This window comes from Rubrobacter aplysinae, assembly GCF_001029505.1.
GTDB classification, from domain to species: Bacteria; Actinomycetota; Rubrobacteria; order Rubrobacterales; family Rubrobacteraceae; genus Rubrobacter_A; species Rubrobacter_A aplysinae.
In genome coordinates this window covers 232290-244177 of record NZ_LEKH01000002.1, presented here as the reverse complement: position 1 = coordinate 244177, position 11888 = coordinate 232290, and the positions used below count along the sequence as shown (strand labels likewise).

The 11888-nt window shown below is 64.6% G+C and carries 10 protein-coding genes; 5 read left to right on the top strand and 5 right to left on the bottom strand.

Annotated elements, in window-relative coordinates; all coding sequences use genetic code 11:
- Positions 1 to 49: 49 nt before the first annotated feature.
- Positions 50 to 580 carry a DUF4870 domain-containing protein gene (locus tag ABD53_RS03535; protein ID WP_047864350.1) on the bottom strand — a complete coding sequence of 177 codons (531 nt, stop codon included), beginning with the start codon at positions 578 to 580 and terminating at the stop codon, positions 50 to 52.
- A 206-nt stretch (positions 581 to 786) separates the two neighbouring features.
- Here ABD53_RS03535 and ABD53_RS03530 point away from each other — a divergent pair, with 206 nt between their 5' ends.
- The gene (locus tag ABD53_RS03530; RefSeq protein ID WP_047864349.1) at positions 787 to 1173 is read left to right on the top strand and encodes a hypothetical protein; all 387 of its coding nucleotides are present in this window, start codon (positions 787 to 789) and stop codon (positions 1171 to 1173) included.
- A gap of 20 nt (positions 1174 to 1193) precedes the next feature.
- Here the strand turns inward: ABD53_RS03530 and ABD53_RS03525 are convergent, their stop codons facing one another.
- Positions 1194 to 1409 (bottom strand): hypothetical protein, encoded by a 216-nt coding sequence (locus ABD53_RS03525; protein WP_047864348.1) that lies wholly within the window; start codon positions 1407 to 1409, stop codon positions 1194 to 1196.
- Between the two features lie 675 nt (positions 1410 to 2084).
- On the opposite strand from ABD53_RS03525, the gene ABD53_RS03520 reads away from it, so the two are divergent.
- Entirely contained in the window at positions 2085 to 3521 is a 1437-nt protein-coding gene (locus ABD53_RS03520; protein WP_047864347.1) for an MFS transporter, read from the top strand.
- A 228-nt stretch (positions 3522 to 3749) separates the two neighbouring features.
- Here ABD53_RS03520 and ABD53_RS03515 read toward each other — a convergent pair whose 3' ends face one another.
- From ABD53_RS03515 to ABD53_RS03505, 3 genes are read right to left on the bottom strand one after another with little or no spacing between them, the layout of a single operon-like run.
- Positions 3750 to 4055 carry a hypothetical protein gene (locus ABD53_RS03515; protein ID WP_047864346.1) on the bottom strand — a complete coding sequence of 102 codons (306 nt, stop codon included), beginning with the start codon at positions 4053 to 4055 and terminating at the stop codon, positions 3750 to 3752.
- Positions 4052 to 5041, bottom strand: coding sequence for a phosphotriesterase family protein (locus tag ABD53_RS03510; protein WP_235401280.1), 990 nt, complete (start codon positions 5039 to 5041; stop codon positions 4052 to 4054). The genes ABD53_RS03515 and ABD53_RS03510 overlap by 4 nt, the downstream gene beginning before the upstream one ends.
- Before the next feature lie 42 nt (positions 5042 to 5083).
- On the bottom strand, positions 5084 to 6349 hold the full coding sequence (locus tag ABD53_RS03505) for an acyl-CoA dehydrogenase family protein (RefSeq protein WP_047864344.1): 1266 nt from the start codon (positions 6347 to 6349) through the stop codon (positions 5084 to 5086).
- A 226-nt stretch (positions 6350 to 6575) separates the two neighbouring features.
- Between ABD53_RS03505 and ABD53_RS03500 the strand changes: the two genes are divergently transcribed.
- The 3 genes from ABD53_RS03500 to ABD53_RS03490 all read left to right on the top strand — a co-directional run bounded on the left by ABD53_RS03500 (position 6576) and on the right by ABD53_RS03490 (position 11803).
- A complete protein-coding gene (locus ABD53_RS03500) occupies positions 6576 to 7781 on the top strand; it encodes an MFS transporter (protein WP_053057629.1) in 1206 nt (401 codons plus the stop codon).
- A gap of 151 nt (positions 7782 to 7932) precedes the next feature.
- Positions 7933 to 8535 (top strand): YciE/YciF ferroxidase family protein, encoded by a 603-nt coding sequence (locus ABD53_RS03495; protein ID WP_084709253.1) that lies wholly within the window; start codon positions 7933 to 7935, stop codon positions 8533 to 8535.
- Positions 8536 to 9190: 655 nt separating this feature from the next.
- Positions 9191 to 11803 carry a tetratricopeptide repeat protein gene (locus ABD53_RS03490; protein WP_047864342.1) on the top strand — a complete coding sequence of 871 codons (2613 nt, stop codon included), beginning with the start codon at positions 9191 to 9193 and terminating at the stop codon, positions 11801 to 11803.
- The last annotated feature ends 85 nt before the right edge of the window (positions 11804 to 11888 follow it).

The window sequence follows — 11888 nt, the reverse complement described above, 5'->3', positions numbered from 1 at the left end:
CTCCAGAGCCTCTTTTCAGCCTGCTATGTTCTCCCGCCGACTACCGGTCCTACCGACCTTCGCCGCTGTCCAGCATGTTCGCGATAAACGGGTAGCGGTAGTCCACGCCCTGCCGCACCTTGTAGGCGGCGTAGAGCTGATGGACGAAAGGCACCAGCCCGAGCAGGAAGCCCAGCGGGGCCACCACGAAAGCTCCAAGACCGAAGGTTAGCACCACGAAAAGGGTGGCGACGAGGCTCCCGACCGCTCCGAGCAGCAGCCACGCCGCCTGATACCAGAACGACTGCAGGGCCTGGAATCCCACCGCCGGGGACTGGTTCTTGTAGACCAGCCAGATTATGAGGGGCGCCACCGGAAGAAACCCCGTCACGGGCCACACGAGCACGCTCAGGTGCGAGAGGGCCGACCACGAGCGCTCGTCGCTCGGGCTGAGGCTCTTACCGGTGTCGCGCATCGGGATGTAGCCGGCCCGCCCGCCGCGATCTCCGTACCCTTCGTAACTCTCGTAACTGCTGGAGCCGGTCTCCAGATCGTCGCCGGGCTCTCTGGGCCTGCCATAGTTGGCGCGGTCCTGCTGCATCTCCAACCTCCATCCGGGACACTTGTAGATACTTGTAGTGTTAGGTGCTATCTGTAGATTATATCTCCGTTTGCCCCGCTCGTAGCCACGGTATCCGCATATACGGAGCCCGGCCGGTAGAGTTTCGGCGCGGGAGAGGTTAGATTGGTGAGGAGTACAGAGAGCATGCAAGATACGCAAGGCGGCTACACGCAGAAAGGATAGCTTTGGAGCTAAAGACCAAGGATGAGATACGGAACGAGATCCTGCAGGAGTGGCTCAGGAACGCCTGGGTCTACCCTCAGCAGGGACCCGACGAGCAGCAGTATCTCCGGCTGACCCCCGGCGGCCGACTAAAGCTGCGGCGCAGGATCGGAGAGATGGAGTCCTCGCTCGGCGTCTCCGGCAGGGAGCTACTAGGGCAGGAGGAGACCGGTGAGCTACCCGCAGAGCGTGAGAAGCTGGAGCTCGCGATGGCCGTCCAGGCCTACACCTCCGAGCGCCAGCTAATACAGAGCCAGGGCGGGAGCCTCGGTTCCTCCGCTGTCTCGTCCGCACAGGAGACCGGCGAGGAGCCCGGAGGCTCCGGTGAGGAGACGCCTCCCGCGGAGTAGCTATCCCGGGTTACCTCGCATTATTCTGCGCCCAGATACTTCATGCTCACCTCCTGGTAGTGGCCGCACTCCGGGCAGGTGAAAGGGCGGCAGCTACGGACCCCGTAGGCGGGGACGATGGTGGTCTTGTTGTACGGGTAGGCGTGGCCGCAGACGCTGCACTTCTGCTTGTAGGTGACCACCGTCCCCCGCGTGTGCACGATCTCGCCGCCCTCTATCTCTATGGTCGTAGCCAACTCTTCTCCTCCGAATCTCTCGCCGGGCGCGGGTCTCTGGGAGGGCGTAAACCCCGAAAAAGCCCTGCGGCCTCACAGGGAGATTGTATCCGCCACGCCCCGGTACCGATGTTAAGCGCGCATAACAGAACGGGGTCAGGAGGGCGCGGCCGGGGTGGGGCAAAGAGGTTGGTTAGCGACGAGCTACGGGAAGCGGTAGAGTCTCCGCCGCCCCGAGCGCCGAACGAGACCTTTGGCTCCTTCGGCGGGACGATCGGACGATACCCACGGGCCTCGTCTTCGTCCTAAAGAGCGGCATACGGCCGGCGTGTGGGAAGAATTGCTAAGGTCCTGCTCTGCCGTCTGGCAGAAGCGAACCACATAGATTGACCCCGGGCCTCGGTAGGTTTTATAGCTTATGTACTACAGCTTCTGTAGCCGCTACCGGGGGGCTCCGGTACTGGACCAAATCCTACGGATGAGGGTAAGTCGGGTGCAAAGCGCCGGGTCCTCGTGGGCCGCCAGGGCTTACCGCGCGTTGACTTACGATCCGGGGCCAGCGTCCACGGTCGCCCGAGTCGGTGGTGTCCGAGGAGGTAGAGGCCGAGAAGACGAGCAAAATGGAGCTGAGAGTATCGTTCATCCAGTAATTCTTATGACGACTCGCGGCGGGTCGCCCGGTGTAAGGTTCGTCCGGTGAGCGACTCGCGGCAGCCCGACCCCGGACGGTGGCGTGCCCTGGTGGTGTGTCTGGTCGCGGGTTTTATGATCCTGCTCGACGTCAGCATCGTCAACGTCGCCCTGCCCTCCATACAGCGGGATCTCGACGCGTCGGCGGCCGAGCTGTCCTGGGTGGTCTCCGGGTATGCACTGACCTTCGGTCTCGTGCTGGTCCCGGCGGGCCGGCTCGGGGACGACTACGGCCGCAAGAAGATGTTCCTGATCGCGCTGGCGCTGTTCACGCTCACCAGCGCGCTGGCCGGCCTCGCGCCGAACGCGATCGTCCTGGTGATCCTCCGTCTTCTGCAGGGCGCGACGGCCGGGATGCTCAACCCACAGGTCCTCGGGTTTATCCAGCAGCTCTTTCGCGGCTCCGAGCGGGGCCGGGCGTTCGGGCTGTTCGGGGCCACCGTGGGCATCTCCACCGCTATAGGACCGCTGCTCGGCGGTCTGCTCTTGATGCTCGGGTCGGAGGGGAGCTGGCGCTACGTCTTCTGGGTAAACGTCCCCATCGGCTTCGCCGCGCTGGCGCTGGGCCTCCGGCTCCTGCCCCGGGACGAGGCCCCCGGCGGGCGCCAGCGGCTCGACGTGATCGGCGCGGCGCTGCTCGGCGGGGCTGTCGTGTCTTTGATGCTGCCGCTGGTGATCGCCGAGCAGAGCCCGGCGTCGGCGCCGTGGTGGCTGATCGGGGTCTTCGCGGTACTGCTCGGGGCGTTCGTGGCCTGGGAGCGGCGGGCCAAGCGCCGGCACGGCCAGCCGCTGGTGGACTTCGCCCTGCTGCGCACCCGCAGCTACGCCCTGGGCTCGACGCTCATCCTGCTGTACTTCGCCGGGTTCACCTCGATCTTCTTCGTCCTGAGCATCTACTACCAGCAGGGGCACTCGTACTCGCCACTGGCGGCCGGGCTCGCGCTAACGCCGTTCGCGGTCGGCTCCGCCGTGAACTCGGTGGTCGGCGGCCGACTGGTGCCGCGGTTCGGCAGGCCGCTGGTGGTCGCGGGCCTCGGGATCGTGGTCGTCGGGCTCGCCGCCACCGCCGTCGTGCTGCGTCTGGAGCCCGCCCACGTTGGCCTGGCCACCGCGCTGCCACTGTTGATCGCCGGCCTCGGCAGCGGGCTGGTGATCTCGCCCAACCAGACCATTACCCTCAGCGAGATCCCACCCTCCGAGGGCGGCACCGCCTCCGGGGTGCAGCAGACCGGCCAGAGGGTCGGGACCGCCATCGGGATCTCCGCGGTCGGGGCCATCTTCTTCAGCCGCCTCGGCGCTTCCGGCGGCGACTACGGCGACGCGATCAGCACCGGCCTTATCCTCACGCTTGCCTTCGTCGTCCTCGCGCTGATCGTCGGCCTCATAGACGTCTGGCTCGGACGCCGGGCCAAAAGCGCCAGCAAGGTCGAGCCTAACGGCTAGCCGGGTGTCTCATCCTCCCGTTCCGCCAGCGTCCGCTGGCGCGATGGCTCCAGTCTAGCCGTTTATCATCCCCTCGAGCACGAGGGCCGTCCACCCTCTCGGAGTCTCTCCGGAGGCCCGCGCGCGGCACCACACGAGGGTTCCCTTTACGTGACTCTCGACGTGACTCTCTACGTGGCGGTCCACGGTTCCGGCGTCGGGTCTCGAGGACGCCGACCAAAGCTCTGCTCAGCCGCCGAAGAGCCGTCTAACCCTCTCCCGCCAGGGCTTTTGCGCCGGGGCGGAGGCTGGGTCCGCTACTCCGCCGAGGCGGTCGAGGCCGTGCTCGGCGCGGACGGCGTTGCGGCCGGCCACGAAGCCCTCGTCAGACTCCCAGGCCGGGCCGATCTCGCCCCGCGCCTGCTCCTCTATGGCGGCCACGGTACCCTCGCCCGCGCCGCCGAGCCGGGCCGCCTCGTACTTTACGCCGAGGAGCAGCTCGTTCTTGTCGTTCTTGCTGCCGTTATCCGGGATGTGGTCTCCGGCCCGGCTCAACCGCCGAAAAGCCGCCGCACGTTGCCGGTGAAGATGTCGTCTATCCTCTTCTCGGGCACGCCGGCGTCCTTTAGCTTCGGCACGACGTTGTCGAAGAGGTGGGTGGTGTGCCAGTTCCTGAGTAGCTCCTGCACGGCGTCGGGGAAGTGCAGGGGGCGGCCGAGCCACACGTTTACCTTGTCGTGGGAGAGCAGCATGCTGTCACCGTAGCCCATGCCGAGCAGCCCTATGAGACAGGCGGTGCGCATCTCGTCCATCGGCGCGCCGACGATGCCCTGCACGCCGAAGCGGTCGAAGGCGATGTTCACGCCGTGGGCCAGGGTCGCCATGTGGTAGGCGACGTTGGTGTTGCCGTCCATGTGGCCGATGGCCACGCGGGAGGGGTCCGCTCCGGCCCCGATCAGGAACTCGGCCTGCTCGGGGCCCATCGTGCCCTCCTGGGTGTGGGTGATGATCGGGACGCCCGTATCGCGCTGGGCCTTGGCTCCGGCGCTGAAGAACATCTGCTCGTAGGGCGTCATCTCGCCCTTGCTCGTGGCGAGCTTTATGACGCCGGCCTTCACTCCGGTATCGCCGATGCCCTCTGTGATCTCACGCATCATCAGCTCGTAGATCTCGGTCTCCGCGTCGCCGAGAGAGGAGCGGAACTTGAAGTACGCCGGGGCGCCCTCTCCCTCGTAGTAGTAGCCGGTCGAGCAGACGATGTTTATCCCGCCGCGCTCCGAAGCCTCCTTTAGAAACTCCGCGTCGCGGCCGCAGTCGTTCGGGGTCGCGTCCACGATGGTCTGGACCCCGGCTCCCCTGGCCCGCTCGGCCACGTCCAGCGCCACGCGCATGTGCTCGTCGCGGTCGAAGCCGCCGAAGCCCACGTCCCCGTAATATCCCGGATAGCCGAAGATGAAGTGCTCGTGCATCAGGGTCTTGCCGAGGTCGTCCGGAGACACCCCGCCCGCTACCGTGTTTACCGTTTGCACAGACGCTGCCACGGCATCCTCCTTTTAGCCGATTCCCTTATCCCAGAGAGAATTCTATCGGGTGGCGCGCTCTGCCGCCGATTTCTGGTTTGCGGGCCGCCGCTTTTGCTCCTGCTTTTTAAGCTCTTGCTTGGCGACGGAGGCGCGGTGGACCTCGTCGGGGCCGTCGGCCAGGCGCAGGGTGCGGGAGTTCGCCCAGAAGCTCGCCAGCGGGAAGTCGTCGGAGACCCCGCCGCCGCCGTGAGCCTGTATGGCGCGGTCTATGACGCGCAGCGCCATGTTCGGGGCGACGACCTTTATCTGGGCGATCTCGCTTCTCGCCTCCTTGTTGCCGACCGTGTCCATCATGTGGGCGGCGTTCAGCGTCAGGAGGCGGGCCTGCTCTATCTCCATGCGGCTGTCGGCGATCCACTCCTGCACGACGCCCTGTTCGGCGACGGGCTTGCCGAAGGCGACGCGCTCGTTGGCCCGGTGGCACATCAGCTCCAGCGACCGCTCTGCGACCCCGATGAGGCGCATGCAGTGGTGTATCCTGCCCGGCCCGAGCCGGCCCTGGGCTATGGCGAAGCCCTTGCCCTCGTCCCAGAGCATGTTCTCCGCCGGGACGCGCACGTCCTCGAAGTCTATCTCCGCGTGGCCGTGGGGGGCGTCGTCGTAGCCGAAGACGGGCAGCACACGCCGGACGTGGACGCCGGGGAGATCCAGGGGCACCAGGATCATGGACTGCTGCTCGTGCTTCGCTGCATCGAAATCGGTCTTGCCCATGAAGATGGAGATCTCACACCGCGGGTCTCCGGCCCCCGAGGACCACCACTTGCGGCCGTTTATGACGTACTCGTCGCCGTCGCGGACTATGGAAGCCTCGATGTTGGTGGCGTCGGAGGAGGCGACGTCCGGCTCGGTCATGCAGAAGGCCGAGCGGATCTCACCTTCCAGAAGCGGCTTGAGCCACCGCTCTTTCTGCTTCTCGGTGCCGTAGCGGTCCAGGACCTCCATGTTACCCGTGTCCGGCGCGGAGCAGTTGAATGCTTCCGGGCCAATTGGGCTCCGACCCATGATCTCGCACAGGGGCGCGTACTCCAGGTTCGTTAGCCCCGCGCCTAGCTCGGAATCGGGCAAAAAGAGGTTCCATAGCCCCTCGGCCCTGGCCTGTGCCTTCATCTCCTCCATGACGGGCGGCACGCTCCAGCGCTCGCCACGCTCGGTGGCCTCCCGGAGCTGCCGGTGGAAGACCGGCTCGTTGGGGTAGACGTGCTCGTCCATGAACACGCCCACCCGCTCCTGTAGCTCCCGTACCTTCTCCGAGTAGTAGAAATCCACGCGCCACCTTCCCGTCGTTCCTGGTTGCCCCTCTTATAGCCCCCTCCCGAGGCGATTCTTGCACAGCCCCACACCGCCCGCAACGGAGCTTTCCCGAGCCGGCCCGGGAGGACCGGAGCGGGGGAGGGACGGCGAGACCGTGCTATCATCGTCGGGTGTACGCCTTCTGGAACGTTGCAGGGCCTTTAGAGCACGCCGGGGAGCCCATCGTGGGGCCCGGTAGGGCGTGAGCCAGGGGGCCTGGATCAGGGTAAGGTACCGGCCGGTACTGCTGGCGGTGGCGGTCGCCACCTGCGGCGTGTTGCCGGCATTTCTCACCGGGGGGCTCGCTTTTCAGGTGCGGGGGGAGCTCGGCTTCGGGGCCGCCTACCTCGGGCTCGCGGTTGCGGCGTTCTTCGCCTCCTCGGCGCTGTGGTCGGTGCTATCCGGAAGGGTGGTAGAGAGGATCGGCTACCACGGCGGGATGCGGCTCGCCGCGACGGTGAGCGCCGCATCTCTGCTTGCGGTCGCGGTGCTCGCCGGGTCCTGGGGCGCGCTCGTGGCCTGTCTGGTGGTCGGCGGGTTCGGCAACTCGCTCGCCCAACCGGCGGCGAACCTGTCGCTGGCCCGCGAGGTCCCGGCGCACCGCCAGGGGCTCACGTTCGGGATCAAGCAGTCCGCCATACCGACGGCGACCCTGCTGGCCGGGGCCGCGGTGCCGACCCTGGCGCTTACCGTCGGCTGGCGCTGGGCCTACGTCGGAGCGGCGGCGCTCGCGCTGTGCGTGGCGGCCCTGGTGCCCCGGGATGCCCCGGCGACGGCGCACGCCCCGGGGGCGCCCGGAGAGCGGGGAGCCAAGGGTAGAGGCGGGGACGTGCGCGCCGCGCCGATGGCGGTGCTCGCGCTCGGGGTCGGCCTCGGCTCCGCAGCCGCGACGCCGCTCGGGGGCTTCCTGGTGGAGGCCTCCGTAGCCTCCGGGATACGGGCCGAGAAGGCGGGGATACTGCTCGCGGTAGGCAGCGCGGCTGGTATCGGGGTCCGGGTGCTCTTCGGGCACCTCGCGGACGGGATGAGGAGCGGCCGGCTCCGGCTGGTCGCGGCGATGCTCGGGGTGGGGACGCTCGGGTTCGGGCTGCTCGCCGTCGGGAGCCCGGCGTCCATCTTGGCGGGGACCGTGATCTCCTTCGTCGCCGGCTGGGGCTGGCCCGGGATCTTCAACTTCGCCGTGGTAAAGACGAACCCGCAGGCTCCCGCCGCCGCGACCGGCGTCACCCAGACCGGGGCCTCCACCGGGGCCGCCGCCGGACCTCTCCTGTTCGGGGTAATGGTCGCGCTCTTCTCCTATGGTGCGGCCTGGATGACCTCGGCTCTGCTGGCCGTGGCCGCACTGACGGCGGTGCTCATCGGGCGGCAGATGCTCCTCCGCGACCGGGAGCAGGGCGCCGTGCGGTAAAGAAGCCGGAGAAGGTCGAGAAGCACCCTCGCCCGGGATATCTGCTCCCCGGGCCATGTTTCGAGCCGCCGATCCTCTGGGTAATGCTGGTAGAGGGTAAAATTACCGCGTAAACGCGGAAGAAGCGTAGAAGCTAGAAGAGAGGTAGAGGATGGCTGTCAGCAGCATGTACGAGGTATTCGTCCACGAGTTGGGTGACGTCTACGATGCCGAGCACCGGCTCCAGGAGGATCGGGAGAACAGGGCCGAGAGCGCCAACGACGGTAACCTCAAGAGCGCGCTGCAGGAGGACCACGAGGAGTCCCAGCGGCGGATACAGAACATCGAGAAGGTATTCGAGAAGCTCGGCGAGGAGCCGGAGCGCGAGACCTGCCAGGCCACGCAGGGCCTCATAAGCGAGGCCCAGTCCGGCATAGGAGAGGCCGAAGGCGGAGCCGTGCGCGACATCCTCATAAACGCGGCGATCATAAAAGAGGAGCTTTACAAGTCCGCCGCGTACCGCAGCATCATCAACAGCGTGCAGTCGCTGGAGAACGAGAACGACTCTCCGATGGAGGGGCGGGATGAGATCTCCTCCCTGCTACAGGAGAACCTGGACCACGCCGAGAAGGCCGCGAAGGCCGCCGAGGACAACGTCCCGGGCCTCTCCGACGTGGCGAAGAAGGCCGGGGCCTTCCGCAAGGTGCAGAAGTCGGACCAGGACGACGACCAGGGCGAGAAGAAGGGCCTCATGGACAAGCTGAAGGGCAACTAGAGGCAACTAGGGTAACCAGGAAGCCCGGCGTCCGGGCGACGGGTCCGAGCGCCCGCCCCCGCACCGGAAGCCTAGATACCCAGATCATCACGCGTGGCGCGCGGGCTTCGGTCCGGGCGCCACGCTTTTTCGTGCGTTTCGGGTGTTTCGGGTCTTTAGCGTGTCCGGGGCCGCGCTTGCGCACCCGCCCACGGGCCCGCCCACGGGCTCTGTAGTTTTGTAGAGGATAGAATCATAGACTTCTCAAACGCGGAGCGGCACGAGCGGATGGTCGGGCTGCACGAGAGGTTGGCGGAGGCGAAGATCGAGCGGGAGAGGAGGGTCGTCGGGCACCAGATCACGGCAACCGACCGTCAGATAGACTCCCCTCGTGTACGAGCTATACGGCCTCACTGACGAGGAGGTCCAGATAGTCGAGGCGGTGATGCATTAGATTTGGGGGTTCCCACATCAATACGCGTAATTATTAGGGAAAGTGCTTCAGTGGGCCGAGGGTGAGGTACTCTTGCAGTCGAAAGTAGATGCTTACATGAGTTTGTTGGTACACGAGAGAACGAGTGTCAAGATGGGTGGTTATGAATCAAAATCCACTTGAGTGTCTTCTTGCTGCCATCTTGTTGCATGGAGGTTAGGGCTGAACAGTAGACGAGCGGTAGTGCTTGCTGGCGCGGTGCTCGCCGCCGTTCTGTCGGTTATGGGAGTTACGGCTGAGGGATGGGTGCCAGCGGTTGTTCGCTCCGCCGGAGAGAACGAGGAGACCGTAAGGACGTTGAATGTTTATGGCGAATCCTTGTCTTACTTTGTCTTCGGGCCGCTGACCCTGATTCTCACCGCGTTGGGGTTACTATCAGGGCGTGGGAAGGACACTGGTAAAAGAAGCGTCGCGTTGGGTGAACGGAGCGTTAGTGCAGGCGGCGATATACGTGGGAACGTCGCGACCGGCAATCGCTACGAACTAAACTTCAAGTTCGGCGGGGAGCTCTATGAAGAGTCCGCGGCTAGGACATCCGTGCCTTCAATGTTCGGCATGGTTCCTGCCCTGCCTGAGACGTTCGTCGGCAGAGAGAACGATCTTGCCGAGTTGAAGGAAAACCTGAGAACGGGCGTCGAGGATGAGACGTCGGCACCAGTGCAGGTGCTTACCGTGGTTCATGGCTGGCCTGGGGTCGGAAAGACTACGGTCGCCGCAGCTCTCGCCTGTGACAGAGAGGTAGAGGAGATGTTCCCCGACGGGGTGCTCTTTGCCTCTCTCGGACAGGAGCCTGAGATCCTCTCTACTCTCGTTACCTGGGCTAGGGCTTTGGGCGCAGGAGACTTGTCGGATGCAGAGAGCGTATCGGAGGCTTCGGCGCGTCTGGCGGCTGCGATGCGCGAGAAGCGGGCGCTGCTAATACTAGATGATGTCTGGGAGTCTGCACACGCTGCCTCTCTAGCTGTAGGAAGCCGGCGCTGCGGCACGCTGGTCACCACCCGCCTCAGTCGGGTGGCGCAAGAGATCTCTCCGAGGACTGAAGGTATCTACAGACTCGGGGTGTTATCTAAGGAGGAGTCGCTAGAACTTTTGAGGCAACTCGCCCTAGACGTCGTAACAGAGCATCTGGAAGAGTCGGGCCAACTGGTGCAGGAACTCGACGGCTTACCGCTGGCTATCCGGGTCGCTGGTGGCCTTCTCGCCGCAGAGTCCTATCGAGGGCTGGACGTTCCGGAACTGCTCGAAGAACTGCGCGAGGGCAAGAGATTACTCGCGGCACAAGCCCCTCCTTCCTACGTGCAAGCCGCCGAGCAGGAGGTGCCGGTTACTGTCACCGCGTTGCTGCGTAGAAGCACCGAGCGGCTGAGACCACTATATCGCAAGAGGTTTGCCATGCTCGGCGTCTTCCCACCCCGGCCGATCTCGTTCGATATCCCGGCAGCGCAAGACGTGTGGGATATGCGATCCGGCCCACGCATGACCCTGCGAGCCCTCACGGATCGCGGCCTGATCGAACCGGACGGCAACGGACGATTCCAGATGCACTCACTGCTCTCCGCGTTCGCTGTTTCAATGATCGAAGACGATGCCGAACTACCAAACATTAGAGAGCTCCAACTGCGCCGCCTGAGATACTACGAGACCAAGATCTTCTACTTCAACGAGGCTTACAACCAGGGTGGGGATGAACAACGGCGTGCCCTGGAAGACCTGAACCAGGATTACGACTGTATTCGCGCCGCCCACGCCTGGGCGGTGGCCCACATGTGTGAGGACGAAGAGGCCGCGCGGATTGTCACGGCATACGCCAGCGCCGGTCCCAACATCTTTCTAATCCGGCTGCCGCCGCGGGAGCTCATTCGGTGGATAGAAAAGGCGATCGAGGCTGCCGGGATGCTCGGATTCGAGGAAGATGTGAAAGCTCACAAGGCTAATCTGGGGGCTGCGCACGCGATGGCCGGCGACCCGCGCAGTGCGCTTCCCTACTTTGAGCAAGCCCTCCGCAACGCCCGCAACAACGAGGATCGTCCCGCAGAGAGCGCGGCCCTGGGCAACCTCGGACGAGCCTACTACTCGTTCGGTGACTACGCGAGGGCCATTGAGTACACACAGGGCTGCTTGGAAGTAGCACGAGAAATCGAAGAGTGGCGCACCGAATCCCAGGCTCTCGGAACTTTAGGAGAAAGTTATGCGGCAACGGGCCAGCACCAGCAAGCTCTTCGGTGCTTCAAAGGCTCGCGAGACGTTTCCCGTGTAAATAGAGACTCGTACACCGAGGCTCGGACCTTGCGTAAGCTGGGTATTTTTTACCGGCAGTCAGGAAACACCTGGCGGGCGGGGGTATTTTTCAAGGCAGCGGCTTCTGTCTTTGGGGAACTTGGAGACGATCTGGAGTGCAACAGGACGCTCTTGAGCTTAGGCATTCTATGTATGAACGAAGAAGAGTACGAAGAGGCTATCGACTACTTTGAACGTGTAATCGCCTGGGCCGAAGAAAACAACGATGAGCAGTCGCTGGCCGTCGCGTTGATGGATAAGGGCAACGTTATGGATTGTCTTGGTCATCCGGATCGAGCCGAGGACCTTTATCGTCGCGCAGTCGTCTCTGCGCACAACGCCTGTGCACCTGAGGAAGAAGCAGACGCCTCGTTTAACTTGGCGCAATTAATCGAAGCGAGAAATTTTACCGAGGCCGTTGCCCTCGTCCGTCGGGCACGCTCGCTATATGAGACGGTCGGAGACCCCAAGCAACAGATGGTTATCACGTGGCTCAGAGAGCGTGGGGCACCTGAATAAATGACTGTTAGAGGGTAGATCGAGCCGAAGAGGACCGCGTGATCGGGCACCAGATCTCGGCCACCGACAAGCAGATAGACGCTCT